The 15,204-nt window shown below is 61.7% G+C and carries 24 protein-coding genes; 23 read left to right on the forward strand and 1 reads right to left on the reverse strand.

Annotation, left to right across the window (positions count from 1 at the left end):
* Positions 1–205: 205 nt before the first annotated feature.
* The 21 genes from rplN to truA all read left to right on the forward strand — a co-directional run bounded on the left by rplN (position 206) and on the right by truA (position 12,781).
* Positions 206–574 carry a 50S ribosomal protein L14 gene (gene rplN, locus QM716_RS06025; protein WP_003940951.1) on the forward strand — a complete coding sequence of 123 codons (369 nt, stop codon included), beginning with the start codon at positions 206–208 and terminating at the stop codon, positions 572–574.
* On the forward strand, positions 574–891 hold the full coding sequence (rplX, locus tag QM716_RS06030; protein WP_283303147.1) for a 50S ribosomal protein L24: 318 nt from the start codon (positions 574–576) through the stop codon (positions 889–891). Before rplN ends, rplX begins: the two co-directional genes overlap by 1 nt.
* Position 892: 1 nt before the next feature.
* A complete protein-coding gene (rplE, locus tag QM716_RS06035; protein WP_283303149.1) occupies positions 893–1,459 on the forward strand; it encodes a 50S ribosomal protein L5 in 567 nt (188 codons plus the stop codon).
* A 4-nt stretch (positions 1,460–1,463) separates the two neighbouring features.
* Positions 1,464–1,649 (forward strand): type Z 30S ribosomal protein S14, encoded by a 186-nt coding sequence (locus tag QM716_RS06040; RefSeq protein ID WP_003940698.1) that lies wholly within the window; start codon positions 1,464–1,466, stop codon positions 1,647–1,649.
* 463 nt (positions 1,650–2,112) lie between these two features.
* Positions 2,113–2,511 (forward strand): 30S ribosomal protein S8, encoded by a 399-nt coding sequence (rpsH, locus tag QM716_RS06045; RefSeq protein ID WP_003940873.1) that lies wholly within the window; start codon positions 2,113–2,115, stop codon positions 2,509–2,511.
* Positions 2,512–2,525: 14 nt separating this feature from the next.
* Positions 2,526–3,065 carry a 50S ribosomal protein L6 gene (rplF, locus tag QM716_RS06050; protein ID WP_003940970.1) on the forward strand — a complete coding sequence of 180 codons (540 nt, stop codon included), beginning with the start codon at positions 2,526–2,528 and terminating at the stop codon, positions 3,063–3,065.
* Position 3,066: 1 nt separating this feature from the next.
* Positions 3,067–3,474 (forward strand): 50S ribosomal protein L18, encoded by a 408-nt coding sequence (rplR, locus tag QM716_RS06055; protein ID WP_230812249.1) that lies wholly within the window; start codon positions 3,067–3,069, stop codon positions 3,472–3,474.
* Between the two features lie 31 nt (positions 3,475–3,505).
* Entirely contained in the window at positions 3,506–4,177 is a 672-nt protein-coding gene (gene rpsE / locus QM716_RS06060; RefSeq protein ID WP_003940718.1) for a 30S ribosomal protein S5, read from the forward strand.
* Positions 4,177–4,356 (forward strand): 50S ribosomal protein L30, encoded by a 180-nt coding sequence (gene rpmD, locus QM716_RS06065; protein ID WP_003940751.1) that lies wholly within the window; start codon positions 4,177–4,179, stop codon positions 4,354–4,356. The genes rpsE and rpmD overlap by 1 nt, the downstream gene beginning before the upstream one ends.
* A gap of 2 nt (positions 4,357–4,358) precedes the next feature.
* Positions 4,359–4,802, forward strand: coding sequence for a 50S ribosomal protein L15 (rplO, locus tag QM716_RS06070; RefSeq protein ID WP_283303153.1), 444 nt, complete (start codon positions 4,359–4,361; stop codon positions 4,800–4,802).
* Between the two features lie 256 nt (positions 4,803–5,058).
* A complete protein-coding gene (secY, locus tag QM716_RS06075) occupies positions 5,059–6,378 on the forward strand; it encodes a preprotein translocase subunit SecY (protein WP_230812251.1) in 1,320 nt (439 codons plus the stop codon).
* A complete protein-coding gene (locus tag QM716_RS06080; protein ID WP_003940868.1) occupies positions 6,375–6,920 on the forward strand; it encodes an adenylate kinase in 546 nt (181 codons plus the stop codon). Before secY ends, QM716_RS06080 begins: the two co-directional genes overlap by 4 nt.
* Positions 6,920–7,717, forward strand: a complete 798-nt coding sequence (map, locus tag QM716_RS06085) for a type I methionyl aminopeptidase (RefSeq protein WP_003940806.1) — start codon at positions 6,920–6,922, stop codon at positions 7,715–7,717. The genes QM716_RS06080 and map overlap by 1 nt, the downstream gene beginning before the upstream one ends.
* 312 nt (positions 7,718–8,029) lie before the next feature.
* Entirely contained in the window at positions 8,030–8,251 is a 222-nt protein-coding gene (gene infA / locus QM716_RS06090; protein ID WP_003418601.1) for a translation initiation factor IF-1, read from the forward strand.
* A 90-nt stretch (positions 8,252–8,341) separates the two neighbouring features.
* A complete protein-coding gene (gene rpmJ / locus QM716_RS06095; RefSeq protein ID WP_003938068.1) occupies positions 8,342–8,455 on the forward strand; it encodes a 50S ribosomal protein L36 in 114 nt (37 codons plus the stop codon).
* Between the two features lie 250 nt (positions 8,456–8,705).
* Positions 8,706–9,080 (forward strand): 30S ribosomal protein S13, encoded by a 375-nt coding sequence (gene rpsM / locus QM716_RS06100; protein ID WP_003940834.1) that lies wholly within the window; start codon positions 8,706–8,708, stop codon positions 9,078–9,080.
* Positions 9,080–9,493 (forward strand): 30S ribosomal protein S11, encoded by a 414-nt coding sequence (gene rpsK, locus QM716_RS06105; RefSeq protein WP_003940683.1) that lies wholly within the window; start codon positions 9,080–9,082, stop codon positions 9,491–9,493. Before rpsM ends, rpsK begins: the two co-directional genes overlap by 1 nt.
* A 22-nt stretch (positions 9,494–9,515) precedes the next feature.
* Positions 9,516–10,121, forward strand: coding sequence for a 30S ribosomal protein S4 (gene rpsD, locus QM716_RS06110; RefSeq protein ID WP_003940769.1), 606 nt, complete (start codon positions 9,516–9,518; stop codon positions 10,119–10,121).
* Positions 10,122–10,241: 120 nt separating this feature from the next.
* Complete coding sequence (locus QM716_RS06115) at positions 10,242–11,303, forward strand: DNA-directed RNA polymerase subunit alpha (RefSeq protein ID WP_283303158.1); 1,062 nt, start codon at positions 10,242–10,244, stop codon at positions 11,301–11,303.
* 30 nt (positions 11,304–11,333) lie between these two features.
* Complete coding sequence (rplQ, locus tag QM716_RS06120) at positions 11,334–11,891, forward strand: 50S ribosomal protein L17 (RefSeq protein WP_283303160.1); 558 nt, start codon at positions 11,334–11,336, stop codon at positions 11,889–11,891.
* Between the two features lie 5 nt (positions 11,892–11,896).
* The gene (gene truA / locus QM716_RS06125) at positions 11,897–12,781 is read left to right on the forward strand and encodes a tRNA pseudouridine(38-40) synthase TruA (RefSeq protein WP_283303162.1); all 885 of its coding nucleotides are present in this window, start codon (positions 11,897–11,899) and stop codon (positions 12,779–12,781) included.
* 57 nt (positions 12,782–12,838) lie between these two features.
* On the opposite strand, the gene QM716_RS06130 is transcribed toward truA, so the two are convergent.
* Entirely contained in the window at positions 12,839–13,981 is a 1,143-nt protein-coding gene (locus QM716_RS06130; protein WP_283303164.1) for an acyl-CoA dehydrogenase family protein, read from the reverse strand.
* 57 nt (positions 13,982–14,038) lie between these two features.
* On the opposite strand from QM716_RS06130, the gene QM716_RS06135 reads away from it, so the two are divergent.
* Positions 14,039–14,617, forward strand: coding sequence for a TetR/AcrR family transcriptional regulator (locus QM716_RS06135; RefSeq protein ID WP_283303166.1), 579 nt, complete (start codon positions 14,039–14,041; stop codon positions 14,615–14,617).
* 22 nt (positions 14,618–14,639) lie between these two features.
* A complete protein-coding gene (locus QM716_RS06140) occupies positions 14,640–15,197 on the forward strand; it encodes an NADPH-dependent FMN reductase (RefSeq protein WP_283303167.1) in 558 nt (185 codons plus the stop codon).
* The last annotated feature ends 7 nt before the right edge of the window (positions 15,198–15,204 follow it).

Here is a 15,204-nt window from a genome sequence, read left to right on the forward strand (position 1 = left end):
ATCGGCGAACCCTTCCCTACAATAGAACGGTTGCCTGTGGCAGAGGTGTGTCTTCACGTGCGCAGCTCGAACGGTGCTTGCAGTGATCGTCTCCCGACGTCAGTCGGTGGGACTGCAGCTCAGACACGACGCAGGTGGCAACAATGACCGCGCGCACCGGGTCGGTAATCCGTTGCGCACGAAATTCCAGGTCTAGGGAGATCAAGTGATTCAGCAGGAGTCGCGAGTTCGCGTCGCTGATAACACGGGTGCCAAGGAAATCCTTTGCATCCGCGTTCTCGGCGGTTCGTCACGTCGCTACGCCGGGATCGGTGACGTCATCGTCGCCACCGTCAAGGACGCAATCCCCGGTGGAAACATCAAGAAGGGTGAGGTCGTCAAGGCCGTCATCGTTCGCACGACCAAGGAGCGCCGTCGTCCGGACGGTTCCTACATCAAGTTCGACGAGAACGCCGCAGTGCTCATCAAGGCTGACAGCGATCCCCGTGGAACCCGCATCTTCGGACCCGTCGGCCGTGAGCTGCGCGAGAAGAAGTTCATGAAGATCGTTTCGCTTGCCCCGGAGGTGCTGTGATGAAGGTGCACAAGGGTGACACCGTTCTGGTCATCGCCGGCAAGGACAAGGGAGCGAAGGGCAAGGTCATTCAGGCCTACCCCGCGACCGACAAGGTCCTCGTCGAAGGCGTGAACCGAATCAAGAAGCACACCGCGGTTTCCGCGAACGAGCGCGGAGCATCCTCCGGCGGCATCGTCACGCAGGAAGCCCCGATCCACGTTTCCAACGTTGCAGTCGTCGACTCGGACGGAAACCCCACTCGCGTGGGCTACCGCACCGACGAAGAGTCCGGCAAGCGCGTTCGGGTTTCCCGGAAGAACGGGAAGGACATCTGACATGACCTCCACCGAAAACAAGGTCCAGCCGCGCCTCAAGGCACGCTACCGCGCTGAGATCAAGGACGCGCTCAACAGCGAGTTCGACTACTCGAACGTCATGCAGATCCCCGGCGTCGTCAAGGTTGTCGTCAACATGGGCGTCGGCGACGCTGCCCGTGACGCCAAGCTGATCAACGGCGCTGTCCAGGACCTGTCGCTGATCACGGGCCAGAAGCCCGAGATCCGCAAGGCACGTAAGTCCATCGCGCAGTTCAAGCTCCGCGAAGGTATGCCCATCGGCGCACGCGTCACCCTCCGTGGCGACCGCATGTGGGAGTTCCTGGACCGCCTCGTGTCTGTCGCTCTGCCCCGTATCCGCGACTTCCGCGGTCTCTCGGGCAACCAGTTCGACGGCAACGGCAACTACACGTTCGGCCTCAACGAGCAGTCGATGTTCCACGAGATCGACGTGGACAAGATCGATCGCCCCCGCGGTATGGACATCACCGTCGTGACCACCGCAACCAACAACGAAGAAGGCCGTGCACTGCTCAAGCACCTCGGCTTCCCGTTCAAGGAGAACTGAGCGTATGGCTAAGAAGGCATTGGTCAACAAGGCCAACAAGAAGCCCAAGTTCGCGGTTCGCGCCTACACCCGCTGCCAGCGGTGCGGTCGCCCGCACTCGGTGTTCCGCAAGTTCGGCTTGTGCCGTATCTGCGTTCGCGAGATGGCTCACGCCGGCGAGCTTCCCGGAGTTCGCAAGAGCTCTTGGTGATCTGAGGCCCTCGGGCTTCGTCACACCACGCATGTGAATGGGCGTGGGTTCCTTTGGAGCCCACGCCCATTCGCCGTTTCAACCGAGATGTGCGCTAAGTGTGCATCGTGCTGATCCTGAAAAAACTGTCCCGCTGCAACTCTGGGTCGAAACGATCCATCGGCCGTCGATGTCGATCTTCGGTCCCGAACGAGCAGTTCGGATTTCGGGACGCCTCGTTACCTAGCCCGGCAGTGTCTTCCGGGCGGCGGTGAGGTAGACGACTCGGTATCCCAGTGGACACCCGCGACAAAGTTCCCTACACTAGAGCGGTTGCCGTGGCTGACGCATGCGTTCAGCTCGGTGCGGTAACTTACGCCGTCTGACACAAGTCGGACGGCCCAGCCGAATTGCTGGAGGCCCACGATCGGATTCGTCCGGTGTTGCATGGGAACCACAGCGAGAAAGGTGTCGAGGTCGACCTATGACCATGACTGACCCCATCGCAGACTTCTTGACGCGTCTGCGCAACGCCAACACGGCGTACCACGATGAGGTGAAGCTTCCCCACTCGAAGATCAAGGCGAACATCGCCGAGATCCTCAAGCGTGAGGGCTACATCTCCGATTTCCGTACCGAAGACGCTGAGGTCGGCAAGACCCTCATCGTCGACCTGAAGTACGGACCCAGCCGCGAGCGTAGCCTCGCCGGCGTGCGTCGCGTTTCCAAGCCCGGTCTCCGGGTTTACGCGAAGTCCACCAACCTGCCCAAGGTCCTCGGAGGCCTCGGCGTGGCCATCATCTCCACGTCGTCCGGTCTGCTCACCGATCGCCAGGCGGCCAATCAAGGAGTAGGCGGGGAAGTCCTCGCCTACGTCTGGTAAGGGAGGCCACCACAATGTCGCGTATTGGAAAGATTCCGGTCACCGTCCCCGCGGGCGTTGACGTCACGATCAGCGGCCAGGATGTCACCGTCAAGGGTCCCAAGGGCACCCTCGCGCTGACCATCTCCGAGCCCATCGCAATCGAAAAGGCAGAGGACGGCTCGCTGAGCGTCACGCGCCCCGACGACGAGCGTCGTAGCCGCGCGCTGCACGGTCTGTCGCGGACCCTCGTTGCGAACATCATCACCGGTGTTACCGAGGGTTACACGAAGAAGATGGAGATCCACGGTGTGGGTTACCGTGTGGCACTGAAGGGCAAGGACCTCGAGTTCGCGCTCGGCTTCAGCCACCCGGTGCCGATCGAGGCTCCCGAAGGCATCACCTTCGTCGTCGAGTCGCCCACCCGGTTCTCGGTGTCCGGCATCGACAAGCAGAAGGTCGGGCAGATCTCGGCCAACATCCGTCGTCTCCGTCGTCCGGACCCGTACAAGGGTAAGGGCGTGCGTTACGAGGGTGAGCAGATCCGCCGCAAGGTCGGAAAGACGGGTAAGTGATATGAGCCAGACTGCAAACCAGAAAGCCAAGCGGGTTCCGCTGGGCAAGGATGCGTCCACCAAGCGTCGTCTCTCGAAGACGCGTCGTCACTTCCGTCTCCGCAAGAAGGTCTCCGGCACGCCCGAGCGTCCTCGCTTGGTCGTCAACCGGTCCTCGCGCCACATCCACGTCCAGCTCGTGGACGACCTGGCAGGCCACACCCTGGCCTCCGCGTCGACCATCGAAGCCGACGTGCGCGTGGCAGAAGGCGACAAGAAGGCTGCGAGCGCGAAGGTCGGTCAGCTGATCGCCGAGCGCGCCAAGGCTGCCGGCGTGGAAGCAGTTGTCTTCGACCACGGTGGACACGGCTACCACGGTCGCATCGCGGCCTTGGCAGACGCGGCTCGCGAAGGCGGGTTGAAGTTCTGATGACCAACATTTTCAACGGAAGGACAGCCTGATGCCGGGACGTCAAAGGCGTGACGGCGGAAGCGGACCCGCCGGACAGAATGGCCCCAACAGCGGTGACAACAGCAACGCTCGTGGGGACAACCGTGGTGGCGGCCGTGACCGTCGCGACGGTGGCCGTGGCGGAAACGCTGCGGAGAAGTCACAGTTCATCGAGCGCGTTGTCACGATCAACCGCGTTTCCAAGGTCGTCAAGGGTGGTCGTCGCTTCAGCTTCACCGCTCTGGTGATCGTCGGAGACGGCAACGGACTGGTCGGCGTCGGTTACGGAAAGGCCAAGGAAGTTCCCGCGGCCATCCAGAAGGGTGTCGAGGAGGCTCGCAAGAGCTTCTTCCGCGTCCCGATGATCGCCAACACCATCACTCACCCCGTCCAGGGTGAGGCTGCTGCCGGCATCGTCATGCTTCGCCCGGCAAGCCCCGGTACCGGTGTTATCGCCGGTGGCGCTGTGCGCGCCGTGCTGGAGTGCGCTGGAATCGCGGACATCCTGTCGAAGTCGCTCGGTAGCGACAACGCCATCAACGTCGTGCATGCGACCGTTGCTGCGCTCAAGGGTCTGCAGCGTCCCGAGGAAGTTGCGGCTCGCCGCGGCCTCACCCTCGAAGAGGTTGCACCCGCCGGCATGCTTCGCGCTCGCGCACAGGCTGCTGGGAGTGTGAAGTAATGGCAGATCTCAAGGTCACTCAGATCAAGAGCATCATCGGGACCAAGCAGAACCAGAAGGATTCTCTGCGCACGCTCGGTCTCAAGGGCATCCGTCAGACCGTTGTTCGTGAGGACAACGCACAGAACCGCGGTCTGATCAACGTGGTGCGCCACCTCGTAACAGTTGAGGAGGTCTAACCATGACCATCAAACTGCACCACCTGCGCCCCGCTCCCGGATCCAAGTCCAACAAGATTCGTGTTGGACGCGGTGAGGGCGGCAAGCGTGGTAAGACCGCAGGTCGCGGTACCAAGGGCACCAAGGCACGTAACACCGTGCGCGTGGGCTTCGAGGGTGGACAGATGCCGCTTCACATGCGTCTGCCCAAGCTCAAGGGCTTCAAGAACCCCTTCCGCACCGAGTACCAGGTCGTCAATGTCGGCGACATCGCCCGTCTGTTCCCCGAAGGTGGAGCAATCACGGTCGAGGATCTCGTCACCAAGGGCGCAGTCCGCAAGAACCAGCTCGTCAAGGTTCTGGGCGACGGCGAACTGACTGTTGCCGTTCAGGTGACCGTCGACAAGTTCACCGGTTCCGCCAAGGAAAAGATTGCTGCTGCCGGTGGTTCCGCTACCGAGCTGTGAGTGATCACGCTTAGCTAGTCCGATGGCCGCAGCGCAGCGTTTGCTGCGTTGCGGCCATCGGCGTCTACGCGGTCGTGTCACAGATTGGTCGTGCTTGCTCGGATAGGTCAGTATTCTGGTCACCGAGTGGCAAATGTATCTTCGGCTTACCCGGTTTCGTGGTCTGCCCGCTTAGTTCCCAAATGCTCACTGTTAGAGTTCAAAAGTTCGACAGGTCAAAACGATCTGTCTCCCTACCGTCGTGCCAGGAGGATCTTTGCTTTCCGCCTTCGTCTCGGCCCTCAGGACCCCAGACCTGAGGCGGAAGATCCTCTTCACCCTCGGCTTGGTGGCTCTGTATCGGGTCGGCGCTCTAATTCCGTCCCCAGGTGTCGACTACGGCCGCGTGCGTCAGTGCATCGATATCGCCAACTCCGGTGACTCAGCAGGTATCTACTCGCTGATCAACCTGTTCTCCGGTGGCGCTCTGCTCCAGATGTCGATATTTGCGATCGGCATCATGCCGTACATCACGGCAAGCATCATCGTGCAGCTGCTGACCGTGGTGATCCCGAAGTTCGAGGAACTTCGAAAAGAAGGCCAGTCCGGTCAGGCCAAGATGACGCAGTACACGCGTTACCTGTCCATCGCTCTGGCCATCCTGCAGTCGACTGGCATCGTTGCCCTCGCGGCACGTGGACAGTTGCTCCAGGGCTGTGACGACATCATCGCCGACAAGTCGATCTTCGGTCTTGTCATCATCGTGCTGGTCATGACTGCCGGTGCTGCCATGGTCATGTGGTTCGGTGAGGTCATCACCGAACGCGGCGTCGGCAACGGTATGTCGCTCCTCATCTTCGCCGGTATCGCATCGCGTATCCCGAGCGAGGGCAAGTCGATTCTCGACAGCCGCGGTCCGCTGGTCTTCGCCTTCGTCTGCCTCGCAGCGCTGTTGATCATTGCCGGTGTCGTCTTCGTCGAGCAGGGTCAGCGCCGCATTCCGGTGCAGTACGCAAAGCGGATGGTCGGACGCAAGATGTACGGCGGATCCTCGACGTACCTGCCACTGAAGGTCAACCAGGCCGGCGTCATCCCGGTGATCTTCGCGTCTTCACTGCTGTACCTCCCGAACTTGATCGCACAGCTGACTTCGGCCAGCACAGCGGTCGACCCCAGCTGGTGGCAGCGCCTGATCAACACCTACCTGGTGAACCCGGCCAACCCGGTGTACATCGCGATCTACTTCGGCCTGATCGTCTTCTTCACGTACTTCTACGTCGCCATCACCTTCAATCCCGAAGAGCGCGCCGACGAGATGAAGAAGTTCGGTGGCTTCATCCCCGGTATCCGACCCGGTCAACCGACCGCGGATTACCTCAACTACGTGCTGAGTCGCATCACCCTTCCGGGTGCGATTTACCTCGGCACCATTGCTGTTCTGCCCAACCTGTTCCTCGATATCGGGAATGGTGGCGGCGCGCAGAACCTGCCGTTCGGTGGCACCGCGGTGCTGATCATGGTCAGCGTCGGTCTGGACACCGTGAAGCAGATCGAGAGTCAGCTAATGCAGCGTAACTATGAAGGGTTCCTCAAGTGAGACTTGTCCTCCTTGGTCCTCCCGGTGCCGGCAAGGGCACCCAGGCCGCTATCTTGTCCGAGAAGTTCGGCGTTCCCCACATTTCGACGGGCGATCTCTTCCGCGCGAACATCGGTCAGGCCACCGCTCTCGGTGTAGAAGCAAAGAAGTACATCGACGCCGGTGAACTCGTACCGAGTTCGATCACCAACGACATGGTGAAGGCTCGCGTCGCAGAACCGGACGCAGCAAACGGATTCCTTCTCGACGGTTTCCCGCGCTCGGTCGAACAGGCTCAGGCACTCGAGGGAATCTTGAAGGACCTCGACACCAAGCTCGACGGTGTTCTGTCCTTCGTCGTAGACGAGGACATCGTGGTCGAGCGCATGCTCGCCCGCGGTCGTGCCGACGACACCGAGGACGTCATCCGCAACCGTCTCCGGGTCTACCGCGACGAGACGTCACCGCTGTTCGACTACTACAAGGACAGCATCGTCTCCGTCGACGCGATCGGCGAGGTCGAAGAGGTCAACGCACGCGCACTGGCAGCGTTGGGCAAGTAATGGTCTTCGGGCGTAAGCGCAAGGTTGTTCCGTTCCGCTCCGCGGGCGAACTCGACGCGATGGCTGCTGCCGGTGCGATCGTGGGTTCGGCTTTGGTGGCGGTGCGCGCTGCGGCGAAGCCCGGTGTCAGCACTTTGGAACTGAACGCGGTCGCAGAATCCGTCATTCGTGACGCCGGCGCCGTGCCTTCGTTCCTCGGGTACCACGGCTTCACCGGTTCGATCTGCTCTTCGGTCAACGATCGCGTCGTTCACGGGATCCCTTCGGCTCAGGACATCCTGGCCGAAGGTGACCTCGTTTCGATCGACTGCGGTGCGATCCTCGACGGTTGGCACGGTGACTCTGCTTGGACGTTCGGTGTCGGCGAGATCAGCGTCGCCGATCAGGAACTGAGCGAGGCAACTCGGCTTTCGATGGAAGCCGGGATCGCGGCGATGATCGCAGGCAACCGTCTGACAGATGTTTCGCACGCGATCGAGGTCGGCACCCATGCCGCCGAGAAGTTGCACGGTCGTTCCTACGGCATCGTCGACGGATACGGTGGACACGGAATCGGTCGGGAAATGCACATGGATCCGTTCCTCGCCAACGAAGGTGCCCCGGGTAAGGGTCCTGAATTGGTTGTCGGATCGTGCCTGGCGATCGAGCCGATGCTCACGCTCGGCACCACCGACACGGTGATTCTCGACGACGACTGGACTGTCGTGACCACCGACGGTTCCCGTGCAGCGCACTGGGAACACACAGTCGCCGTGACCGAAGATGGGCCGCGGATTCTTACCCTCCGGCCGGAGTAGTTGACGCCGTCGCTGACAAGTGTTGGCAGCGAGCGTGATTCACGTTCGAGAAGTCCCAGCCTCATTGCGAGGCTGGGACTTTTTCGATGGGGGAGTGGTGTGCGTCGTCACCCTGACGGAGGCGCATTTGGCCTGGTCGTTTACATCGCGTAACATGGCTAGGCGGTGCGCTATGCGCGTCGATAGTTCGCGTGCTTACGCCCGGATTGCTCCGGGCTCGGGCTTGCGAATTGTCGACGATCTTTCCATTGCGTGCCAATGTAACGCAAGCCGATGCACGAAGCATGCCAAACCAAACGGATCGCGGAGGATATGGCTAAGAAAGACGGGGCCATCGAGGTCGAAGGACGAGTAGTCGAGCCGCTGCCCAATGCGATGTTCCGCATTGAGCTCGAGAATGGCCACAAGGTCCTCGCCCACATCAGCGGAAAGATGCGTCAGCACTACATTCGCATCCTCCCGGAAGATCGCGTTGTCGTAGAGCTCTCGCCCTACGACTTGTCGCGCGGACGCATCGTTTACCGCTACAAGTAACGAACTTCCCGGACCTGACCTGGGTCAGGGAGAAGTATGTCTGCCGCGGTTCATCGCGGAGGGCTGCGACAAAACAGGAGATCAGAAGACGTGAAGGTTCAGCCGAGCGTCAAGAAGATCTGCGAAAAGTGCAAAGTGATTCGCCGTAACGGTCGAGTCATGGTGATCTGCGAGAACCTGCGTCACAAGCAGCGTCAGGGCTAGATCTAGCTTTTCGAAGATCTGCTTGGCAACAAGCAAAGAAGACCTCCCAGTACCAGCCATTGTTGACGAGACCCCACGCGATCGTTCACCGATCGCCAAGGTCGGACAATGGTTCACCCCCGGCACGGAGGCCGGGGCCCCACTGAGTTAGTTGATGAGATCATCTGCGCCTTCGGGCGTCGGTACTCGGCAAGAGGCACAGGGGAAGGGCTGGGAGCAGACCTCCGCACACCGATAAGGAAATGCCACCATGGCACGTCTCTCTGGTGTTGATCTTCCTCGCGAAAAGCGCATGGAGATCGCACTGACATACATCTACGGCATCGGCCGTACCCGCTCCAAGGAAATCCTTGACGCCACCGGCGTCAGCCCGGATCTCCGGAGCAAGGACCTCTCGGACGAGGACCTGGCAAAGCTCCGCGAGTACATCGAGGAGTCGCTCAAGGTCGAGGGTGACCTTCGCCGCGAGGTTCAGGCCGACATCCGTCGCAAGATCGAGATCGGCTGCTACCAGGGCCTGCGCCACCGTCGTGGTCTGCCCGTGCGTGGTCAGCGCACCAAGACCAACGCCCGTACCCGTAAGGGTCCGAAGCGCACCATTGCCGGCAAGAAGAAGGCGAAGTAATGCCCCCGAAGTCACGTAGCACCGGTCCGAAGAAGACCCAGAAGACGCGCCGCAGGGATAAGAAGAACATCCCGCACGGCGCCGCTCACATCAAGAGCACCTTCAACAACACCATCGTGTCCATCACGGACCCCGCCGGAAATGTCATTTCCTGGGCGTCTTCGGGACACGTCGGCTTCAAGGGATCGCGTAAGTCGACTCCCTTCGCCGCTCAGCTTGCTGCTGAGAGCGCTGCCCGTAAGGCGCAGGAGCACGGTGTCAAGAAGGTTGACGTCTTCGTCAAGGGACCGGGATCCGGTCGCGAGACCGCAATCCGTTCCCTCCAGGCTGCTGGCCTCGAGGTCGGCACCATTTCCGATGTAACCCCCCAGCCGCACAACGGCTGCCGTCCGCCCAAGCGGCGTCGGGTATAGCGGGAAGGATAGGTAGAAGAAAATGGCACGTTATACCGGACCCATCACCCGCAAGTCGCGTCGTCTGCGCGTCGACCTCGTTGGAGGCGACCAGGCATTCGAGCGTCGCCCGTACCCGCCCGGACAGCACGGCCGCGCGCGTATCAAGGAGAGCGAGTACCTGCTCCAGCTGCAGGAGAAGCAGAAGGCTCGCTTCACCTACGGCGTCATGGAGAAGCAGTTCCGCCTGTACTACAAGGAGGCGAACAACCGCCCCGGCAAGACCGGCGAGAACCTGCTTCGCATCCTCGAGTCGCGTCTCGACAACGTCGTGTACCGCGCAGGCCTCGCTCGCACGCGCCGTCAGGCACGTCAGCTGGTCACGCACGGTCACCTTCTCGTGAACAACAAGAAGGTCGACATTCCGAGCTACCGCGTCTCGCAGTACGACATCATCGATGTCAAGGAGAAGTCGCTCTCCACGCTTCCGTTCCAGGTTGCGCGTGAGACCGTCGGCGATCGCCCGGTTCCCGGGTGGCTGCAGGTTGTCGGCTCGCGTCTGCGGATCCTGGTTCACCAGCTTCCCGAGCGCGCGCAGATCGACATCGCTCTGCAGGAACAGCTCATCGTCGAGTACTACTCGAAGTAAGGCGCTTCGCACCCCGTGAGTGGTTGAGGAGTCTCCGGACTCCTCAACCGCTCACAGGGCCGCAGGCCCTTTCCCATCGTGGGCGTCAAATAGTGGACGTCCGTACAGGAGGAAATACCAATGCTCATTTCTCAGCGACCCACGCTGACCGAAGAGGTCATCGCTGATAACCGCTCGAAGTTCGTCATCGAGCCCCTGGAGCCAGGTTTCGGGTACACGCTCGGCAATTCGCTGCGCCGCACGCTGCTCTCGTCGATCCCCGGCGCTGCTGTCACCAGCATCCGTATCGACGGCGTTCTCCACGAGTTCACCACCGTCCCGGGCGTGAAGGAAGATGTCACCGACATCATCCTGAACCTCAAGGGACTCGTCGTGAACTCCGAAGAGGACGAGCCGGTCACCATGTACGTCCGCAAGCAGGGCCCCGGCGCTGTTACCGCAGGCGACATCGTGCCCCCGGCAGGCGTCACCGTGAACAACCCTGATCTGCACATCGCCACCCTGAACGACAAGGGAAAGCTGGAGATCGAGCTCGTTGTCGAGCGCGGTCGCGGCTATGTCCCCGCCGTCCAGAACAAGGCGTCCGGCGCCGAGATCGGCCGTATCCCGGTCGACTCGATCTACTCGCCGGTGCTCAAGGTCACCTACAAGGTGGAGGCCACTCGCGTCGAACAGCGCACCGACTTCGATCGGCTCGTTCTCGACGTGGAAACGAAGAACTCCATCACCGCACGGGACGCGCTCGCTTCTGCGGGCAAGACCCTGGTTGAGCTCTTCGGCCTGGCCCGTGAGCTGAACGTCGAAGCAGAAGGCATCGAGATCGGACCCTCGCCCGCCGAGGCCGATCACATCGCTTCCTTCGGACTCCCCATCGAGGATCTGGACCTCACGGTCCGTTCCTACAACTGCCTCAAGCGCGAAGGTGTTCACACCGTCGGTGAGCTTGTCGGCCGTACCGAGTCCGATCTGCTCGACATCCGCAACTTCGGACAGAAGTCCATCGACGAGGTCAAGGTCAAGCTGCATTCGCTCGGCCTGTCCCTCAAGGACAGCCCCGCATCCTTCGATCCCACCACCGTTGCCGGGTACGACCCCGCCACCGGAACGTGGAGTGACACTGATGCCGGTTCCTTCGGCGATGCCGAGGGTACCGAGGACTACGCCGAGACCGAACAGCTGTAGCAGCTCAGGTCCTTTACTAGGAGATCAATCATGCCCAAGCCCAAGAAGGGTGCCCGCTTCGGCGGGTCGGCTTCCCACCAGAAGGCGATTTTCGCCAATCTGGCTACCGCGCTCTTCGAGCACGGCCGCATCACCACCACCGAGTCCAAGGCCAAGGCACTGCGCCCCTACGCCGAGAAGCTCGTCACGCACGCAAAGGCCGGCACGCTGGCTCACCGTCGTGAGGTGCTGAAGGTCATCCGCAACAAGGATGTCGTTCACACCCTGTTCGCCGAGATCGGCCCGTTCTACGCGGACCGTAACGGTGGATACACCCGCATCATCAAGACGATCCCCCGCAAGGGTGACAACGCTCCGATGGCAATCATCGAGCTCGTCAAGGAAAAGACCGTCACCTCCGAGGCCGATCGCGCTCGTCGCGTCAAGTCCTCGCAGGACGCTCCCGCCGCAGAGAACGTCGTCGAGGCCGTAGAGGCCGACGCGACCGAGGCTGAGGTCGAGAACGCTGACGCAGTCGTCGAGGCTATCGAGAACGAGACCGCTACTGCGGCCGACGCTCCCGAAGCCGAAGAGGCCAAGAAGGACTAGTTCCCTTGGTTTCGGCACACGCTGAATCGAACGAGCCCGCCGCCCCCATCGGGGACGGCGGGCTCGTTCGATTGCGGCTCGATATTTCGTACGACGGTACCGACTTCTCGGGTTGGGCCCGCCAGACCGACCTGCGCACGGTGTGCGGTGAGATCGAAGACAGGTTGGGAACCGTTCTACGACAACCGGTTCAGCTGACGGTTGCCGGCCGGACCGATGCCGGGGTACATGCGACGGGTCAGGTCGCGCACGTCGACGTCCCGGCGGACATGCTCCCGGATGATCCGTCGCGGCTCGTGCGCAGACTGGCGCGCTTCCTGCCCAAGGATGTTCGGGTCAAAGAGATCTCGGCGGTTCCCGGCGACTTCGACGCACGATTCTCGGCGGTGCGACGCTATTACGAGTACCGGGTGACCAACGCGGCATTCGGAGTGGAACCCCTGCGCGCACGCGACACCGTGTCGTACCCCAAACCACTCGATCTCGGCGCGATGCAGGAGGCGTCGAATCGGCTTCTCGGCCTTCACAACTTCGCGGCATTCTGCAAGCGTCGAGAAGGTGCCACGACGGTGCGGGAGCTGCAACGTTTCGACTGGGCACAAGAGGGCACGGTGTTCACGGCTTACGTGAATGCTGACGCATTCTGCTGGTCGATGGTGCGGAGTCTTGTAGGCGCAGTCCTCTCCGTCGGTGAGGGACGGCGCACCGCCGACTGGGTGGCAGGTTTGCTCGACGAAACTTCGCGGTCCAGTTCCATCCTCGTTGCGCCGGCGCACGGACTTTCGTTGGTCCGCGTGGACTACCCCGACTACTCGGAACTGGCTGCCCGCAACGCGATTACCCGTGAGACCCGCGAGATTCCGTCTTCGGGCGGGTGCTGCGGCGACTGATCACCTTCATGCAAAATGCCCTCCCACTCTGTGTGGGAGGGCATTTTCATCGGGCGGCTATCCGGCCAGCTGGCGCGCGATGACCAGTCGCTGAATCTGGTTGGTGCCCTCGAAGATCTGCGTGATCTTGGCCTCGCGCATGTAGCGCTCGACGGGGAAGTCCTGGGTGTATCCGTACCCGCCGAATACCTGAACGGCGTCGGTAGTGACCTTCATTGCCGCGTCGGTGGCAACAAGCTTTGCGACGCTGGCATTGCGCGAATACGGCACTCCGGCGTCACGGCGGCGGGCTGCATCGAGGTAGGTGGCACGTGCGGAGTCAACTGCGGCAGCCATGTCTGCGAGCACGAATCCGAGTCCCTGGTGATCGATGATCCGCTTGCCGAAAGCCTTGCGCTCCTTCGCGTAAGCGACCGCGTCGTCGAGCGCGCCCTGAGCGATTCCGACGGCAACAGCAGCGATTCCGAGTCGGCCGGAGTCGAGCGCGCTGAAGGCGATCGGGAGACCCTGGCCGCGCTGTCCGATCAACCGCTCGTCAGGAATGAAGGCGTCGTCGTAGTTCGCCGAGGCAGTGGGGACCGCGCGTAGCCCCATCTTCTCTTCGGGCTTGCCGAAGCTGAGGCCCTCGGTGTCCTTGTCCACCAGGAGACAGGAGATGCCGCGCGAGCCGTCGTCGCTGGTGCGGGCGAAGAGGTTGTAGAAGTCCGCCTTGCCGCCGTTGGTGATCCAGGCTTTCGAGCCGTTGACGCGGTAACCACCTTCGGTGGGGGTCGCCTTGCACGACAACGCGGCGGCGTCGGATCCGGCCTGCGCTTCGGAGAGGCTGTATGCGCCGATGGTGTTGCCACCCAGCATGTCCGGAAGCCAGCGGTTCTTCTGTTCGTCGGTCCCGAAGGTGAACAGCGGGAAGCATGAAAGGCTGTGCACGCTTACCGCAACGGCAACCGCGGCCCAGCGCGAGGCGATCTCTTCGAGGACTTGGAGGTAGACCTCGTACGGCTGATCGCCGCCACCGAACTCCTCGGGATACGGAAGGCTCAGTAGGCCTGCCTGTCCGAGTGCAGGGAACACTCCGTCGGGATACTTCTCGGCCTTCTCGTATTCGTTGACCTTGGGCGCGAGTACCTTGTCCGCGACATCACGCGTCAGTTCGATGAGATCGCGAGCTTCTTGGCTGGGCATCAGGCGTTCGACGGGCACGGTCGGCTCCTAGCTAGGTAGTAGTACTGAGAACGATACTGCAGTACTGTCTTGCGTATGGCAAGGCTGGTTCACAAGACGACTGCGCGCAGGGCAGAACTGTTCGATCAATTGGTCGAGCTGTTCTTGAGCGAGGGTTTCGCCCACCTCACGCTCGACGAGATCGCAGCTCGTCTGCACTGCTCCAAGAGCACCTTGTACACCGTGGCGGCCGGCAAAGAGGATCTGGTGCGCGCAGTAACGGTTCACTTCTTCCGTGCGGCGACCGATGCGGTGGAGAGTGCCGTGGCTGCAGAGGCGACACCCACTCGTCGAGTCGCGGTCTATCTCGAAGCAGTCGGTGATCAGTTGTCCTCGGCGTCCCGTCAATTCATGGAAGACCTCGCTGAATCGGCGTCGGCGAGCCAGGTTTACGAGAAGAACACGTCGATCGCCGCGGATCGTGTGCGAGCACTGATCGTGGAGGGGGTGGATTTGGGCGCATTCCGGCAGGTACACGCGTCATTTGTTGCCGACGCGGCCGCGGCGACAATGGTTCGGATCCAGCAACGCGCGGTCTATCGGGCAACGGGATTGGACGATGCCAGCGCGTATCGGGAATTGGCCGCACTCATCACGGACGGGATCACGGCGTGAGAGGTCGCTAGCATCGATGTTCATGGCACCTTTGAACGTCGAAGTCATCGTAGGCTCGGTCCGCGAAGGTCGAATAGGACGAGCAGTGGCGGATTGGTTTGTCGAGCGCGCAACCACGAACCCGTCGTGGAACGTGTCGGTGATCGACCTCAGTGAGCTGTCGTTGCCCCAGGACTTCTCGGATTCACCTGCCACGGAGGTTTTCCGCAAGCGAATCGGGCGCGCCGACGCTGTCGTTGCCGTGACCTCCGAATACAACCACGGGTATCCGGCTGCCCTCAAGACCGCATTCGATTCCGTGAAACACGAGTGGCGGGCCAAGCCGATCGGCTTCGTGTCCTACGGCGGTATTTCAGGTGGTGTTCGGGCCGTCGAACAGCTGAGGCAAGTAGTGGCGGAGTTGCACATGGTCTCGGTGCGTCAAAGCGTGACCATTCACCGGGTACGTAAGCAATTCGGACACATGCCGTACGGCATCGATCCGATCGCGATCGATGCGACCGAGAAGATGATTCGTGAATTGCATTGGTGGGGGAGTGGATTGCGGACGCAGCGTGCGAGTGACCCATACCCTGGCTGATCGGGAA

It is taken from the genome of Rhodococcus sp. IEGM 1409, from assembly GCF_030056735.1.
Lineage (GTDB): Bacteria > Actinomycetota > Actinomycetes > Mycobacteriales > Mycobacteriaceae > Rhodococcus_F.